This window comes from Hyunsoonleella sp. J2K-J805 (genome assembly GCF_057167125.1).
This window is the reverse complement of record NZ_CM169901.1, coordinates 1,351,177-1,367,246: the sequence shown is the minus strand read 5'-3', so window position 1 is coordinate 1,367,246 and position 16,070 is coordinate 1,351,177. Positions and strand designations below refer to the sequence as shown.

General features: G+C 34.7%; 15 protein-coding genes. 6 read left to right on the top strand and 9 right to left on the bottom strand.

Translation table 11 applies throughout. The annotated features are described in order from the left end of the window. Positions 1 to 110: 110 nt before the first annotated feature. The 5 genes from AC1B0Z_RS05995 to AC1B0Z_RS05975 all read left to right on the top strand — a co-directional run bounded on the left by AC1B0Z_RS05995 (position 111) and on the right by AC1B0Z_RS05975 (position 4,966). Positions 111 to 392 carry a riboflavin synthase subunit beta gene (locus AC1B0Z_RS05995; RefSeq protein ID WP_483794719.1) on the top strand — a complete coding sequence of 94 codons (282 nt, stop codon included), beginning with the start codon at positions 111 to 113 and terminating at the stop codon, positions 390 to 392. Positions 393 to 489: 97 nt separating this feature from the next. Continuing rightward, positions 490 to 2,340, top strand: coding sequence for a DNA mismatch repair endonuclease MutL (gene mutL, locus AC1B0Z_RS05990; RefSeq protein ID WP_483794718.1), 1,851 nt, complete (start codon positions 490 to 492; stop codon positions 2,338 to 2,340). 3 nt (positions 2,341 to 2,343) lie between these two features. Beyond that, a complete protein-coding gene (locus AC1B0Z_RS05985) occupies positions 2,344 to 3,090 on the top strand; it encodes a rhomboid family intramembrane serine protease (protein WP_483794716.1) in 747 nt (248 codons plus the stop codon). Next, positions 3,090 to 3,935, top strand: coding sequence for a rhomboid family intramembrane serine protease (locus tag AC1B0Z_RS05980; RefSeq protein ID WP_483794715.1), 846 nt, complete (start codon positions 3,090 to 3,092; stop codon positions 3,933 to 3,935). Before AC1B0Z_RS05985 ends, AC1B0Z_RS05980 begins: the two co-directional genes overlap by 1 nt. Positions 3,936 to 3,940: 5 nt before the next feature. Next, positions 3,941 to 4,966, top strand: a complete 1,026-nt coding sequence (locus tag AC1B0Z_RS05975; protein WP_483794714.1) for an endonuclease/exonuclease/phosphatase family protein — start codon at positions 3,941 to 3,943, stop codon at positions 4,964 to 4,966. Between the two features lie 3 nt (positions 4,967 to 4,969). Here the strand turns inward: AC1B0Z_RS05975 and AC1B0Z_RS05970 are convergent, their stop codons facing one another. The 9 genes from AC1B0Z_RS05970 to AC1B0Z_RS05930 form a co-directional block, all read right to left on the bottom strand. Then, complete coding sequence (locus AC1B0Z_RS05970) at positions 4,970 to 5,281, bottom strand: DUF6122 family protein (protein ID WP_483794713.1); 312 nt, start codon at positions 5,279 to 5,281, stop codon at positions 4,970 to 4,972. 1 nt (position 5,282) lies between these two features. Beyond that, positions 5,283 to 5,903, bottom strand: a complete 621-nt coding sequence (locus AC1B0Z_RS05965; protein WP_483794711.1) for a WbqC family protein — start codon at positions 5,901 to 5,903, stop codon at positions 5,283 to 5,285. Positions 5,904 to 5,930: 27 nt separating this feature from the next. Then, positions 5,931 to 7,514 (bottom strand): signal peptidase I, encoded by a 1,584-nt coding sequence (gene lepB / locus AC1B0Z_RS05960; protein ID WP_483794710.1) that lies wholly within the window; start codon positions 7,512 to 7,514, stop codon positions 5,931 to 5,933. 67 nt (positions 7,515 to 7,581) lie between these two features. Further along, positions 7,582 to 8,286, bottom strand: coding sequence for a 4-hydroxy-tetrahydrodipicolinate reductase (dapB, locus tag AC1B0Z_RS05955; protein WP_483794709.1), 705 nt, complete (start codon positions 8,284 to 8,286; stop codon positions 7,582 to 7,584). A 26-nt stretch (positions 8,287 to 8,312) separates the two neighbouring features. Next, complete coding sequence (locus AC1B0Z_RS05950; RefSeq protein ID WP_483794708.1) at positions 8,313 to 8,930, bottom strand: DUF5683 domain-containing protein; 618 nt, start codon at positions 8,928 to 8,930, stop codon at positions 8,313 to 8,315. After that, positions 8,920 to 9,837 (bottom strand): ParB/RepB/Spo0J family partition protein, encoded by a 918-nt coding sequence (locus AC1B0Z_RS05945; protein ID WP_483794707.1) that lies wholly within the window; start codon positions 9,835 to 9,837, stop codon positions 8,920 to 8,922. The genes AC1B0Z_RS05950 and AC1B0Z_RS05945 overlap by 11 nt, the downstream gene beginning before the upstream one ends. 3 nt (positions 9,838 to 9,840) lie before the next feature. Continuing rightward, positions 9,841 to 10,605 carry a ParA family protein gene (locus AC1B0Z_RS05940; RefSeq protein WP_483794706.1) on the bottom strand — a complete coding sequence of 255 codons (765 nt, stop codon included), beginning with the start codon at positions 10,603 to 10,605 and terminating at the stop codon, positions 9,841 to 9,843. 135 nt (positions 10,606 to 10,740) lie between these two features. Then, positions 10,741 to 13,590: a M16 family metallopeptidase gene (locus AC1B0Z_RS05935; RefSeq protein WP_483794704.1), complete on the bottom strand. Its 2,850-nt coding sequence runs from the start codon at positions 13,588 to 13,590 to the stop codon at positions 10,741 to 10,743. Positions 13,591 to 13,727: 137 nt separating this feature from the next. After that, entirely contained in the window at positions 13,728 to 13,967 is a 240-nt protein-coding gene (locus AC1B0Z_RS05930; RefSeq protein ID WP_483794703.1) for a hypothetical protein, read from the bottom strand. Positions 13,968 to 14,118: 151 nt separating this feature from the next. Between AC1B0Z_RS05930 and AC1B0Z_RS05925 the strand changes: the two genes are divergently transcribed. Next, positions 14,119 to 16,065 carry a peptidylprolyl isomerase gene (locus AC1B0Z_RS05925; protein ID WP_483794702.1) on the top strand — a complete coding sequence of 649 codons (1,947 nt, stop codon included), beginning with the start codon at positions 14,119 to 14,121 and terminating at the stop codon, positions 16,063 to 16,065. Positions 16,066 to 16,070: the final 5 nt, after the last annotated feature.

Sequence of the window (16,070 nt, the reverse complement as noted above, 5' to 3'; positions counted from 1 at the left end):
AGTTAGGGGAGGTATGTCGATACGCTTTTTAATCTTGGCTTTGGTATTATTATTGATTTGCATGTATTTATTAGAAAAAAAATACATGTAATCATAAAAAACTAGAACCCATGGGAATATTAAAAGTTAGAAAAAATAAGAAGTTTAGTTACACACCCCGTTACTATAAGGGTGAAGGAAATCCCTATGAAATTAGACATAAGTTTGATGAGCATCGCACAACTGTAGGTAATAATAATGGTTTAAAATCTAAATTTGTAAATGCTATAAACGACTACAAAACCAATGAGAACAGAGAAGCGAATCGTCGCGTATTGATAATTGTTGCAGTATTAGTGTTGCTTTTCTTATTTATTATTGGTTTCGATTTATCTATTTTCTTTTCATCGTAATGAAACCTTTCTAAGTTGGTATATTCAAAATGTTATTACTTTAAATTAAAACAGTATTAGTTTGTTAAATGCCCATTAAGGGCTTTCATAATTTTATATGTCAGATATCATTCAACTTTTACCAGACCATGTTGCTAATCAAATAGCCGCTGGAGAAGTTGTGCAACGGCCTTCTTCAGTAGTTAAGGAATTGTTGGAAAATGCTATTGATGCTGGGGCAGATGTTATTAAGCTCATTGTTAAAGACGCAGGAAAAACGCTTATTCAAGTTTTAGACAATGGCAAAGGCATGAGTGTTACCGATGCCCGTTTAAGTTTTGAGCGTCATGCTACTTCAAAGATTAGAAATGCTGATGATTTATTTCAATTAGATACCAAAGGATTTAGAGGAGAAGCTTTGGCGAGTATAGCTGCCATTGCCCATGTGGAATTGAAAACAAAACAGGAAGGTGATGATGTTGGTACTAGTATTGTAATTGAAGGAAGCGAAGTAACGTCTCAAGACGTTGTAGTGACGCCAAAAGGCACTTCAATTTCAGTAAAAAATCTGTTTTTTAATATTCCAGCGCGTCGTAATTTCTTAAAATCCAATACGGTAGAATTACGTCATATTATTGATGAATTTTATCGGGTAGCGCTTGCACATCCTAATATCAGTTTCTCATTATTCAATAATGGAAGCGAAACCTTTAATTTACCAGTTAGTAATTATCGACAGCGCATTGTAAACATTTTTGGCAATAAAACCAATGAGAAATTAGTGCCTGTTGAAGAGGATACGGAGGTTTTGAAGGTTTCAGGCTTTGTGGGAAAGCCAGAATTTGCTAAGAAAACAAGGGGAGAGCAATACTTTTTCGTCAACAATCGATTTATCAAAAGTGCCTATCTCAATCATGCCATTTTATCTGCTTTTGATGGGCTTTTGAAAACGGGTACGCACCCAAGTTACTTTTTAAATCTAAAAGTAAATCCACAAACTATTGATATTAACATTCATCCAACTAAAACAGAAATTAAGTTTGATGATGAGCATACGCTATACGCCATTTTACGTGCGGCGGTAAAACATAGTTTGGGCCAGTTTAATATTGCGCCGGTTCTAGATTTTGAACGTGATGCTACTTTAGATACACCTTACAATAAAAACGATGTCGGGACCAGTCCCCCAAAAATAGAAGTGGATAGTAATTTTAATCCGTTTCAGGAAGCTAAACCTAAACAAGGCAGGCAAACTACCACATTTAAGCAAACTCCAAATAATTGGGATAGTCTATATGTAGGATTAGAGTCTAAAAGTAACGGTGCGCCTTCCGAGTTTAGTGAACTTACTTTTGAACGTGAAGAAAAAACAAGTGCATTATTTGAAGAAAAAGAAACTTCTGATACCGCAAGTTCTACCTTTCAATTGCATAATAAATACATTATTAGCGCCATTAAATCGGGAATGCTGGTTATAGATCAGTATAGGGCACATCAGCGTATTTTGTATGAAGATTTTCTAAAGGACATAACGGTTAAGGAAGGTGTAAGCCAGCAATTATTGTTTCCGTTGGAATTACATTTTTCATCACAGGAAATGGAAATAGTAAGGCAATTACAACAAGATTTAGAGCACACAGGTTTTGTGTTTTCCAATGTAACTGAAGAGTCCATAGAGATAAAAGGCGTACCCGTAACGGTGCCAGAAAGCGAAATTTCCATCATTTTAGAGCAGTTGATAAGCGATGTTCAAAATGAAGTACCTGATGCTAATTTTAGCGCTACCGATTTGCTAGCAAAGTCTATGGCAAAAAGTTTAGCCATTAAGACTGGGCAATCACTGCAAAAAGATGAGCAAGAACATATTGTAAACAAGTTGTTTGCTTGTAAAGAACCTAATGTCTCGCCTACTAATAGGGTTACCTTTATTACAGTGGGTACGGATGAATTAGATAAAAAGTTTATTTAGATTATGATGAGGATTACAGATACCGTAAAGCACTTAATTATCATTAATGTGATAATGTTTGTGGGGACAATGGCAATAGGGAATGACCTATTTTCTAATTGGTTTACAATGTATTTTCCAAAAAACCCAGCATTTCAGCCGTGGCAAATTGTGACACACATGTTTATGCATGGTGGGTTAATGCACTTAGCGCTTAATATGTTTGGATTGTGGATGTTTGGCTCTCCTGTGGAGCAAGCTTTAGGTTCCAAACGTTTTTTATTCATTTACTTTTCAGCTGGATTAGGGGCTTTAGCTTTACAGTTAGGGGAATATTATTTTAGGTTTTTACCAACGTTTAATGATCTAGTGGCGTCCGGTTATACTGAAGGAGAGCTTATCAAATCACTGTCATCAGGGGTTCCTCCATCAGGTGTTTCTAGAGTTCAATTTGAGCAGTTGGAAGATATTTTTCAAATTTTTAATACTGGTATGGTAGGGGCATCTGGATGTTTAATGGGAATCATAGCAGCCTTCGGTATTATGAATCCCAATGCGGAATTAATGTTGATTTTTTTACCAATACCTGTAAAAGCAAAATATTTTATTCCAGGGATACTTATTCTTGAAACGTTTCTGGGTCTTTCAGGACAATCTATTTTTGGAGGTGTAAACATCGCACACTTCGCTCACGTTGGAGGAGCTATAACGGGGGCAATCATCATGTGGTACTGGAAAAAAACACAGTTTAACCAAAATCGCTGGTATTAATGACAACTTTAAATCAGGACATAAAAGATAAACTGTCACGATTAAATGTACTAGAGAAAATAATCGTGATTAACGTTGCTGTTTTCCTTTTGAGTTTAGTGTTTTCTCGCGTAATATCTTGGTTGCAATTACCTGTTGAATTTAGTAGGCTAATCCTAAAACCATGGAGTATTATTACTTATGCTTTTGTGCATAGTGGTTGGTCGCACATAATTTTCAATATGTTGCTATTGTACTTTGTAGGACGAATGTTTTTAAACCTTTTTTCGTCTAAAATTGCATTGAATATTTACTTTTTAGGAGGTATTTGTGGAGCAATTATATATTTACTGTTTTACGACTTTTTACCAAAGAGTAATCCAAGAGATGCTTTGGTTGGTGCATCGGCTTCGGTAATAGCAGTATTAATTTTCTTATGCGCTTATATGCCGCAACAAGAAGTGCGCATTTTCACCTTCAATATTAAATTATGGTATATAGGTGCTTTTTTTGTTACTATCGATGCACTAAGGCTTTTTGGAGATAATGGTGGTGGTTATTTAGCTCATTTGGGAGGTGCCTTATTGGGGTTCATTTATGCAAAACAGCTTACCAAAGGACATGATATTGGAAAAGGATTTGAAAAATTCATGGATACTACTATCGGTTTTTTTAAGTTTAAAAAGAAAAGTCCTCTTAAAACCGTACACAAAAATAAAAGTAAGGTTGGTGGATATACTAAAGCCGATTTTAAAGAGTTTAACAACCAGAAGAAAGTAGATGTTATCTTAGACAAAATCAGTAAAAGTGGTTATGATAGTCTAACCGCTGAGGAAAAAGATTTTCTCTTTAGGGCAGGAAAATAATTACTATGAAAAAAGCAAGTTTTATTGATAAAGTACTCTGGTTCATCAATAGAATATTAGCTATTGTTTTACTGCTATCATTTATTTTACCCTTCTTGCCTCCAAAAACATTTTCTGTACTTTCAGTTTTAAGTTTAGGTGTAGCATTTTTAATTTTAATAAATGTCCTGTTCTTTTTGTATTGGCTGGTAAAGCTGAAAAAAAAGTTCATGTTATCCCTTGTGGTTTTGGCTATTGGTTACTTTTCATTTGGGTCGCTTTACAAATTTTCATCCTCAAAACAGGTGGATTCGCAGGACAATTTTAAAGTGATGAATTTTAACGTGCGCTTGTTTAATTTGTACAAATGGATTCCTAAAGATAGTATTGAAACTAAAATTGTTGATCTGATAAAAACAGAAGCTCCAGACATTTTAAGCTTACAGGAATATCATCCCCATAAAAATGTAGATTTGTCTTTTTACAAGTATAAATATGAAAAACTATCAGGAAAAAAGACAAAATACGGACAAGCCATTTTCTCAAATTTCCCAATAGTGAATTCTGGTTCGGTAGAGTTTCCTGAAACATCCAATAATGCTATATATGCCGATATTCAAATACAATCAGATACGGTTCGAGTGTATAACGTGCACTTGGAGTCTATGCGAATAGATACAAAAGCAGAAAGTTTAAAAAAAGAAAATTCAGAGCGATTGTTTAAGCGTGTGGGAAACGCATTTAAGATGCAGCAATTTCAAACGGAACTATTCTTATTGCACAAAGAGCAATGCCCTTACAGAATGATTATTTGCGGCGATTTTAATAATACTGCTTTTTCATATGTATACAGGAAAATTAAAGGCAATCTAAATGATACCTTCAAGGAGGCTGGCAATGGATTTGGACGAACCTACGATTTTAAATTTTTTCCTATTAGAATTGATTTTATTCTGGCAGATGACGACTTTGATGTAAACGGATTTAAGGCGTATAATACACATTATTCAGACCATTATCCTATTATGACGACTTTAGATTTGAAGAATTAGACCTTATTGGATAAAAGTGCAATCTACCACATCAGCAATAATGTGAATTACCAATGCTAAGCCTACTATTCGAGATTTCTTGGGGAAGCATAAAAAAATATAAAACAAAATAGCGAAAGAGGAGTGCAACGGATGGAAACCTATACTGCATCTGTTGGGATCGAAAATTGGGTTAGCCAGTAAATGATCTATATCAATCAAAAATCCAGTAAGCATAATGAGATATGCTTTTTTCCAATTTGCTTTAAAAAAGAGTACCGCTACCAAAAGAGGTAGCAGAATATGACAACCGTAGTGTGCTATGGGCTGAATCATATTACACAGCTATGGTTTGAGACTCCAAATAATTTATGGCATTAGGGCCTTCATTAAACAACAAATCTAGAATACTAAGATTTGGTATAAAACCATGCTTATTGTGAAATACTTGAGTGTAATTTTCATACTCAAAATCAGGTTCATTTTTTGCATCAACCAAAAACCTAAAATCGGTTTGGTCGATCAATGTTTTTTCAAAAGATTTGGTTCTTGTAGTTTCTATTTCCAATTGTAGACAATCACAGATGGTTTGAAAACATTTCAAATTAAAGTTTATTAAAAGTGTTTCCTCTTCAAAAAATAAAGGCCTTAATTCATCTTCATAAAATTCAAAAAAAGGAGAAGTGCGATATGCAGACTCTAAAGATTTCCAATGTTGCAATTGCCATTTTTCGGTATTAAAAATTTTTACGTCCTTGTAAAGTTGTCTGTTTTTTTGGGTATAAATTACGGGTATAGTCAAAGATAATTTACCATTGGCACCATAAACATTGCATCTGTTACGATAGGTTTGCTTTACAAAACTGTCTGCAAATTCAAAATAGACTTGTTTAGATTGCACGATAGCCGAAAAGTGAGCAATATTTGGAAAATATGTGGGATGGATTAGTATGTCCATTAAACTACAATTATCCAGTTATGCCTTTTATGACTTTCCTTTTTTACGCTTACGCCACTTGTTAAACCCAATCCAACCAAATAACAACACTAAAAATGGAACGAAGTAAGAAGTTGGTTTCCCTTTTCCATGAACTGTAGTAAAGAAACGTTCCCATCTTGCATTTGGGAAGCCGTCCCAACTCATCCAAACGAACACAGCTTTTCCAAACACATGGTCAAATGGCACAAAACCCCAACGTCTAGCGTCTATGGAATTATGACGGTTATCACCCATCATCCAGTAGTAATCTTGTTTGAATGTATAGGTGTCAGCCACTTCGTTATTAATTAGAATTTGATTTCCTTGAACTTTTAAGGTGTTGCCTTCATATTCAGTAATAACACGTTTGTATAATGGTAAAACCTCTAAATTAATATCAATTGTAGCTCCTTTTTTAGGGATATATAATGGGCCGAAAAAATCTATATTCCAATTGTAGTCAGGGTGGTTAGGAAAAATATCTGTTCCTTTAACATCTTTTTCTTTTTTGTTTATAGTAATGTTTCCAACGTTTGGATGATTTTTGAATTGCGCCGCGGCTTCATCAGAAATTGCAGAGAAGTAATAGGTATTTTGCTGATTTATGATCCCAAAACCATCTGTAATATCGTAGCGTTCTTTTAAGTATTTTGGGTTAAATTGATTTGTTTTTGGCTGAACCAGATAACTAAATTGAAGTCTAGCTCTGTCCGGTAGTTCGTTCTGTTTACCATTGATGAAGACAAAACCATTTCTTACTTCTAAAGAATCTCCAGGCAGGCCAACACAGCGTTTTACTAAGTTTGTTTTTTTATCAATGGGTTTATAATAGTTTCTATCTGGTGTGAAATCATTCATATCCAGTAACGTATCTGCTGGTTGATTAAATACCACTATATCGTTGCGCTTTATCTTTTGAAACCCGGGTAAACGCATGCAAGGCAATTGCAGTTTGTTTATCCATGAGGTTTTACGTTTTTCATAATTGTCATTAAACGCATAAGATTTTACTTTGGCTAATGGTATAGTATCATGTACCATAGGTGCAGCAATGGTAGTCATTGGTACTCGGGCGCCATAATGAAATTTACTTACAAACAGAAAATCCCCAACCAATAATGATTTTTCTAAAGATGATGATGGAATAGTGAATGGTTGCATAAAATAGGTATGTACTATAGTTGCGGCCACTATTGCGAATAATATAGAGCTTGTCCACTCTCCAGAGCTGGATTTTGGCATTAAGCTTCTGTCTTCAACGTACGTTACATCAGCTATGTAATTCAAATAGTAATTGTAAAATCCTAAAGTAACAACGGCTAAAAAGGTATCTAGATATGTGCTCTTACCAAAGCTTCTGGCGGTTTCTACCCAAACTACCATGAGCATAATGAGATTTACAATAGGTAAGAAGAGCAAAATAATCCACCACCAAGGGCGATTGATAATTTTCATTAATACTACGCCGTTGTATACGGGAACAAATGCTTCCCAAGCTTGTCGTCCAGCTTTAATATAAAGTTTCCATGTACCTAATCCATGGATGATTTGAACGATTAATAAAAATACAAGCCATTGAGTAAGAGTCATCTTTTAATTTTTTTTAAAACGCTTAGTAGAGCGAAAAACGTAATTCTTGTTACAATAATCAATGCTGTTAACCAATATTTAACACATCGTTCATAGTGAAAACCCCTGTTTTTCCAATCAGCCATTCGGCTGCTACAACCGCACCAAGCGCGAAGCCTTGACGGTTATGGGCAATGTGTTCTATGGATATAGTGTCAACTTCACTTTCATAATTAACGGTGTGTGTTCCAGGAACATCAGCAATGCGTTTCGCAGTAACTGGAATAGTTTTTTCAGCACCATCATCCAGTTTCCAAGCCTCATAATTTTCATTATTTTGAATAACGCCTTCTGCTAAAGTAATAGCAGTTCCGCTTGGAGCATCCAATTTTTTGGTGTGATGGATTTCCTCCATGGTTACATTATACTGAGACAGATTGCTCATCATTTTAGCTAGATTTTTGTTCAACTCAAAAAAGATATTGACACCTAAACTAAAATTTGAAGCATAGATAAATGCGCCGTTTTTCTCTTTGCATAACGCCACTGCGTTATCGTAATCTGCTAGCCAGCCCGTAGTTCCAGAAACTACAGGAACACCGTGTTCTAAACAATTTGAAATATTACCGAAAGCTACTGATGGTATACTAAAATCAATAGCTACATCGGCTTTTTTGATGTCGTAATCGGTATCGTCCTTATCTATTTTTAAAACAATATTATGACCTCTGCTAATCGCAATTTTTTCAATGGTTTGGCCCATTCTACCATATCCTAGTAAAGCTATATTCATATGTTTTACTTAATGTTCATTATGGATTAAAATTTCCAGTTTAAGCTTAGCCCTACGGTACTGCTCATATCAATGTCGTTCAGCTCGTAATGCGGCGCTAAGGTAAGATTTTCATCAACATTATATTGTAATAAATGTGCATCTACGTTGGCGTCAATAATATTTAAGGCGTATAGCCCAATAGTTACCAATAGCGAAACCTCTTTATTGCGCCTAAATAGTTCTTGTGCTCTAATCAGGCCATCATCGGTAACTCTTGGAGATGATAGCTGAGTACCGTCTGAACTGAAATAAAATTCGTCATCTTGGAAACCCGCCAATCGCCTTCTAAAGGCATCGCGGTAACGTCTGTATTCTTTGTCATTAGTCAAATAGAAATACATTCCGGTTCCTAATGCACCATAAACAATGGGGATTTTCCAATATTTTTTATTGTAGGCTTGCCCTAAACCGGGTAAAACTGCAGATAAAAATGCCGCTTTTGCAGGTCTTAAAGGGTCAATTGGTTTGGTTTTTACTATGGTATCTTTAATTACTACAGCTTCTGGAATGCTATCTTGTATTGGTTTATCTTTTTCTTGGGAAAAGGAAATAAAGCAACAAAATAGAGTTATAAAACCTGCTAAGAAGAGTTTATTTGGCACGCTGCACTAATTTTTTAATTCGGTTGAAATCTTCTTCGGAATGAAAAGGAATAATGATTTTACCTTTTCCATTTTTAGAGACTTTAACGTCAATTTTATGTCCAAAGTATTCCGAAAATTCTTTTATACCTTTTTTAACATGTTTTGGAATATCTTCTGAATCGCTTAGTTTTGAATTAGATTGAATACTTTCGGCGTCTGGATTATTATGCTGTCTTATCAGTTCCTCAGTCTCTCTAACCGAAAGTTTTTCTGATAAGATATTTTCGTAAATATCAAGCTGTTCACTTTGGTCTTCAACAGAAATTAATGCACGACCATGCCCCATTGAAATGAACCCATCTCGCATACCCGTTTGGATAATAGGATCTAGCTTTAGTAGTCGCAAATAATTGGCAATAGTAGAACGCTTTTTCCCTACACGCTCACTCATTTGTTCTTGTGTAAGGTTTATTTCATCTATTAACCGTTGGTAGGATAGCGCGATTTCAATCGGGTCTAAATCTTGGCGTTGAATATTTTCAACTAGAGCCATTTCCAATGATTCTTGATCGTTAGCGATTCTGATATAAGCAGGAATAGTTTGTAAGCCTACTAGTTTAGACGCCCGATAGCGACGCTCACCAGACACCAATTGATATTTGTTAAACTCTATCTTTCTAACGGTGATAGGTTGGATGATTCCCAGTTCGCGTATAGATGATGCTAATTCCTGTAAAGATTCTTCACTAAAATTTGTACGAGGCTGAAACGGATTTACTTCAATGTAGGCGATATCTAATTCAACAATATTACCAATAACCTTATCAGCACCTTTATCTTGAACAGACTGGATATCATTACTTGGGTCTTTTAGAAGTGCAGATAAGCCTCTACCTAAAGCCTGTTTCTTTGTTGCCTTCGCCATAATTTAGGAGTTTTTAGTAATAATTTCTTCGGCTAAACTTAAGTAATTACTTGCACCTTTACTACCAGCATCATAATTAATGATACTTTCACCGTAACTAGGTGCTTCACTTAAACGCACATTTCGTTGAATTATGGTGTTAAATACCATATCATTAAAATGTTTTTGTACTTCTTCCACCACTTGGTTTGATAATCTTAATCGGGAATCATACATTGTAAGCAACAGCCCTTCATAATTTAACGTAGGGTTATGCACTTTTTGTACACTTTTGATGGTATTCAATAATTTACCTAAGCCTTCCAAAGCAAAATATTCACATTGAATAGGAATTAAAACTGAATCTGCAGCCGTTAGTGCATTCAAAGTTAATAAACCCAGAGAGGGCGCACAATCAATCAAAATATAATCGTAATCATCTTTTATATCACTTAGTGCTTTTTTAAGCATATACTCGCGCTCATCTTTATCAACCAATTCTATTTCAATAGCCACCAAATCAATATGTGCAGGTATAATATCCAAATTGGGTGTTTCAGTGGGAATTATAGATTCTTTAGCAGAATTTGTATGCTCTAAAAGCTGGTATGTACCTACTTCAACACTTTCAACATCTATACCCAATCCAGAAGTAGCATTAGCTTGAGGATCGGCATCTATCAATAGTACTTTTTTCTCTAAAACACCTAATGAAGCCGCTAGATTCACAGAAGTTGTGGTTTTACCTACACCTCCTTTTTGATTAGCAATTGCAATAATTTTGCCCATGGATTGATTTGGTTTTTTAATGCGTAAAAATACAATTATTTGCGAGTAATAAAAACGGAACTTGTTAACAGTTATTCAAATGAACAAAGGCACTTATATAAGTGCCTTTGTTCATTTATAGTATGCACATATTCCTTACATTTCAGGATTATGTATTCCGATAATTGCGCCTTTTGTTAAATACTTTTTGGCTACGTTTTGCAAGTCTGCCTTTGTCAGCGCATTTACGTTTGCTTCATATTTAAACACCTCTTTTGCATTTTTATCTTGATAATCGGCATTTTTAAGTAAGCCCAACCAATATTTGTTCTTCTTCATATTCTCTTTGTATTCTAATATTTGAGCTTCTTTAATTTTCGCCAAGTCTTCATCAGTTGGACCATAGTTTATAAGTTTTTCAACTTCAGCTAAAGCCGCAGATTTTAATTTTTCAACGTTTTCCGGTCCGCAAGGAAAACTGATACTAAAACTATACCACCCGTAAGGTATTTTACTAATATTTCCTCTCGCTCCGGCACCATAAACACCACCTTCCTCTTCTCTTAATTTTTCAATTAGTTTTATGCTTAAAACTTCACCAAGGCTTTTTAAAGCATGTGCCTCTTTTGCATCATAATCTGTTTCGCCTTGATATCTTATTTGTACCGAGCTTTTAGGGTCTTTTCCTTTTTCAATAATCTTTTCGTATGAACCGCTCAAGGGTCTAAAATCATGAACCTTATACATCTCTTTAGATCCAGTAGAAGGAAGGCTTGCTAGGTACATTTCACTGTACTCCACAAGTTTTTTCTCATCAATATTTCCTACGAAGTAAAAATTAAAGTCTCCGGCATTGGCAAATCGTTCTTTATATTTAGCGTAAGCAAGATTGTAGTCTGCTTCATCTAATTTTTCAGGTGTGGGGAAACCGCTATATCTCGGATTCTCACCATTCATAAATTTACCCATTTCAATTTGGAAATAAAACTGCGGATTCGACAATATGTTACCCAGAAATGCCTTTTGTTTATTTATATAGGAGCTAAATGCTTTTTCGTCTTTGTTTAATGACGTAAAGTATAGGTGTGTCATTTGAAAAAGGGTTTCTAAGTCTTTAGGAGTTACTGACCCTTCAAATCCTTCGCTTAAACCTCCAATTCTTGGGTTAACGTTTACAATTTTACCAGACATCATTTTACCCATGTCAACTTTACTAAAACCGTTAATACCAGTCTCTGTTAGTCCCCCATTAGCAAAGGTTGTAGCTTTAAATTCTTCATCTGAATAAAGGGAAGTGCCACCGAAACTAAATGCATCAAAAAGGATTTCATCATTTTTAAAATCGGTAACCTTATAGGTAACGGTTGCTCCATTGCTTAGAGTTAATGTTGTAGTGCCTAATTCTTCGTCTTTTTCATAATTACTAATACTACCTTTTGTGGGTAAATTAGTGATCAAAGAACTTTCTACAGCCTCATCTTCGTAAGGTTTTAGTTCTGCTGTTTTAACGCTATCCAATAAATTCTTTACTTCTGCTTCGGTCACCTTTTTTAGCTCTTCTTTTTCAGTGCCAGTCAGTACTATAACTCTATTATCATCTCTGATATAGTCTTTAATTAAGGCATTTACCTCTTCAAGAGTAATGTTTGGTAATTCATTTTTATGATAATTATATTCCCAAGCAATACCGGGCATTGGTTCATCACTTAAAAAATTTCTTACATATTCACCAATAATTCTTTTAGACTCTGTTTTGTCCTTATCTTTAAATGACTTCTCTAAGCGAGATAGCATTTTTTTCTTTGCTCTATCAAACTCCCCAGTGTTAAAGCCAAAACGCTTTACTCTCTCATTTTCCTCTAGAAGTGTTTTTAGTGCTTGAAGCTGACCTGTTTCGCTAGACATGGCAAAGGATTGATAAGCATCTTTAGTATTTGCCCAAGTACCACCATGGAATGAGTAGCCGTAGACAAATGGCGGATTTTCAGAGTTTCTTAGTTCATCTAAACGCGCATTAATCATTTCGGAGAAAAGGTTCTCTACCATAGAATGTCTGTATTCATCTATAGTTTTATCGGCAGTACTGTTATCTTTATCCTTAAATAATACCTGCACCTGAGAGAAGGTAGCCTCTTTATCAGTTTCAATGGCTATAAACGTTTCTTCATGGTTTGGCAGGTTGTAAATTTCTCGCTCTCTTGGATTTTCAGCTTTAGGAATAGTGCCAAAATGTGATTTTATTTTTTCTTCTAACGCAGCAACATCAATATCGCCTACTGCCATAACTGCCATTAAATCTGGTCTGTACCAGTCTTTATAAAAACGTCTTAGGCTTTCATGATCAAAGTTTTCCAGGTTTTCTTTTGTTCCAATAGGAAGTCGCTCTGCATATTTTGAGCCGTAGAGCACTTTTGGTAAATAGTTTTGCATCATACGCTCACTGGCGCCTTTACCAAGTCGGTATTCTTCCAAAACAACACCTCTTTCTTTATCAATTTCCTCGCTAGTAAGTAATGCGTTGTGTGCCCAGTCTTCAAGTATCTGAAAGCCTTTTTCCAGTTTTTCAGGATCTTCACTAGGTATAGGTAAAATATATACAGTTTCATCAAAGCTTGTGTAAGCGTTTAAATGGGCACCAAACTTAACACCTATACTTTGGAGATAATCTACTAAATCATTTTTCTTAAAATTTTTAGTACCATTAAAATTCATGTGCTCCATAAAATGTGCAAGACCTAGCTGATCTTCATCCTCTAGTATGGAGCCTGCTTTTACTACTAGCCTTAATTCTACTTTATTCTCAGGCTTTCCGTTGTTCCTTATATAGTATTTCAAACCATTATTTAATGTGCCAATTTTAACATCGCTAGCAACTGGGATGTCTTTAGAAATTGATTGTTTTAAATCAGATACAGCCGGTTGGTTTTCTTCCTTTATAACCTTGCTCTGAGGGTTACAAGCTGTGAATAGAATAGATAATCCTAAATAGAAGAGGAGTTTTTTCATGAATAGTAGTTTATTAATTATAAGTAGTAAATATACTACTAAAACATATATCCTTATCGCGTTTTGTTGAAATTTAACAAGTTTTTATATAGTTGTTCTGCGTAGTGTTGTAATGTAAATTGAATATATTTTATGATTTATATACCACTATATACTTGCCCTCGATGCGGTTTTAAAGCATCTCTTACAGGTTTCATTTCATCTTCAGCTACAACCATAAAAGCTATGGCGTGTAATGCATTAATTGCTTCAAAACCAGTAATATTTAATGAAATGCGTTGAGCCTTAATGTATTCCTTTAAATGTATTTCATGATGTTCAGCAATTTTCAAGGCATCTGGCCCACGAAAATCCCAAATTAGTTTTAGTTGTCGCATAGGGTATCTATTGGTGTTCAAAGGTCTGAAATTTAGAGTGAAATGACATCAAAAACTTAAAATAAAATCCCTTTATTTACGTTTGTTAACACAACTTGTTTTAAAGCTATATATTAGTATTTTTGTATCCGTTGAATAATAATATCCTACTATGAAATTTAAGTCTCTTGTCTTAATCTTTACATTGCTTTATATAAGCTTTGGGTTTGCCCAAAAACAGAATAAAGAAGTATTGTTTACTGTAGCAGAAGAACCTACTTATGTTTCAGAGTTTTTAAGGGTTTATAATAAAAACCTAAGTTTGGTTCAAGACGAATCTCAAAAAGATATTGACGAATACCTTAAGCTCTTTGTAAGCTATAAATTGAAGCTAAAAGAAGCTAAGGCACAAGGTTTACACGAAAAGTCTGCATACCAAAGAGAGCTAGGAAACTACAAGAAGGAATTGGCAAAAAACTACATGACAGATGCTGAGGTAAATGATGCATTGATTAAAGAAGCCTATGAGCATCTAACTGCCGACATAAAAGCAAATCATATCTTGGTTAGGTTAGGGGAAGACGCAAATCCTGAAGATACTTTAGTAGCTTACAACAAAATTAAAGCATTAAGGGAGCGTGCGCTAAATGAAGATTTTGAAACGGTTAGAAAACAGGTGCATAATGGAAAAACTGTTTTTGGTGAAGAATTGGGGTGGTTTTCTGCCTTTAAAATGGTGTACAAATTTGAAAAGGTAGCATACGAAACACCAGTAGGAGAGATTTCTCAACCATTTAGAACCCGTTTTGGCTACCACATTGTAAAGGTTTTGGATAAGAGAAAAGCAAGAGGGGAGCGCACGGTTAAGCATATTATGATAAGGCCAAAAGAGGATTATACTATTGCTGATGCTGAAAAGCGTATTCGTGAAATTTATAAAAAGATTCAACAAGGAGAAGAGTTTGAAGGTTTAGCAAAACAGTTTTCAGATGATAAGAACTCCGCACCTCTAGGTGGCTTGCTTAAGGCTTTTTCGAGCGGACAATTAAGCGTGCCAGAATTTGAAGAAACCGCATTTGCTTTGCAGAATGAAGGAGACATATCTGAACCCATTAAAACCGAATTTGGTTGGCATATTATTAAATTAGTAAATGCAAAACCTATTGGGACTTTTGAAGAAATAAGGCAAGAGTTGGAGCAAAAGGTAAAAAGAGATTCACGTTCAAAATTAATTGAAGAAGCATTAATTTCGAAGTTAAAACAGAAGTATCGTATTACTGACGATTCTCCAGATTTAAGTTATTTCACTTCAATACTAAATGATGATTTTTATCAACGTACATGGAAATTGCCTGAAGATTTTAAAGGAGACCTAGCTTTTTTAAAGATTGGTGATAAGCAATTAACTAATTTAGATTTTGCAGATATGTTGTTGTCTCAACAAAAGCGTATTAGAGGAAAATTAAGCTTCGATAAAATTGTTAATGATGCTTATACGTCGTTTTTAAACTCAAATCTAAAACAGTATCAAGAAGAAAATCTTGAAAATGAAAATGAGGATTTTGCACATATTTTGGGTGAGTATAGAGACGGATTATTATTGTTTGATTTGATGGAGAGCACTATTTGGGAAGCAGCTAAAAAAGACTCTGTAGAGGTTAAAAAGTTCTATGAAAAGAATAAAGAGAACTATTTTTTACCTGTTAGAGCTCATACCGAGGTTGCATTTTCTACCAATAAAAAAGTAATAAAGAAAGTAGCTAAACTCATGGAAAAAAATATGGCTGTTGAAGACATTAAGGCATTGGTAAACACTAATGGAGCAATTAATGTGATTTTCACTATCGACACCATGGATGTAAGTCATCAGGCATTACCAAAAACGTTTGCATTGAAGAAAGGTGTTTCAAAAGTATATAAACACAACAACGGTTTTATAGTGGCAAATGTTTCAAAGGTATTACCTAAGAAGCAAAAACCCTACGAAGACGTCAAGGGGCTGGTGATGAGTGATTACCAAACGTACAAAGAAAATATTTGGTTGGAAGAGCTTAAAAACAAGTACAAAGTGGTCATTAATAATGACGCTTTAAAGAGAGTTAAAGCTGATGTTAAATAAGAACT

Excerpts from the sequence above, each read along its gene's own strand:
- mutL (WP_483794718.1), top strand. The coding sequence starts at position 490 with ATGTCAGATATCATTCAACTTTTACCAGACCATGTTGCTAATCAAATA.
- AC1B0Z_RS05940 (WP_483794706.1), bottom strand. The coding sequence starts at position 10,605 with ATGGGCAAAATTATTGCAATTGCTAATCAAAAAGGAGGTGTAGGTAAA.
- AC1B0Z_RS05930 (WP_483794703.1), bottom strand. The coding sequence starts at position 13,967 with ATGCGACAACTAAAACTAATTTGGGATTTTCGTGGGCCAGATGCCTTG.
- AC1B0Z_RS05935 (WP_483794704.1), bottom strand. The coding sequence starts at position 13,590 with ATGAAAAAACTCCTCTTCTATTTAGGATTATCTATTCTATTCACAGCT.
- lepB (WP_483794710.1), bottom strand. The coding sequence starts at position 7,514 with ATGACTCTTACTCAATGGCTTGTATTTTTATTAATCGTTCAAATCATC.
- AC1B0Z_RS05995 (WP_483794719.1), top strand. The coding sequence starts at position 111 with ATGGGAATATTAAAAGTTAGAAAAAATAAGAAGTTTAGTTACACACCC.
- dapB (WP_483794709.1), bottom strand. The coding sequence starts at position 8,286 with ATGAATATAGCTTTACTAGGATATGGTAGAATGGGCCAAACCATTGAA.
- AC1B0Z_RS05945 (WP_483794707.1), bottom strand. The coding sequence starts at position 9,837 with ATGGCGAAGGCAACAAAGAAACAGGCTTTAGGTAGAGGCTTATCTGCA.
- AC1B0Z_RS05925 (WP_483794702.1), top strand. The coding sequence starts at position 14,119 with ATGAAATTTAAGTCTCTTGTCTTAATCTTTACATTGCTTTATATAAGC.
- AC1B0Z_RS05980 (WP_483794715.1), top strand. The coding sequence starts at position 3,090 with ATGACAACTTTAAATCAGGACATAAAAGATAAACTGTCACGATTAAAT.
- AC1B0Z_RS05970 (WP_483794713.1), bottom strand. The coding sequence starts at position 5,281 with ATGATTCAGCCCATAGCACACTACGGTTGTCATATTCTGCTACCTCTT.
- AC1B0Z_RS05975 (WP_483794714.1), top strand. The coding sequence starts at position 3,941 with ATGAAAAAAGCAAGTTTTATTGATAAAGTACTCTGGTTCATCAATAGA.
- AC1B0Z_RS05965 (WP_483794711.1), bottom strand. The coding sequence starts at position 5,903 with ATGGACATACTAATCCATCCCACATATTTTCCAAATATTGCTCACTTT.
- AC1B0Z_RS05985 (WP_483794716.1), top strand. The coding sequence starts at position 2,344 with ATGATGAGGATTACAGATACCGTAAAGCACTTAATTATCATTAATGTG.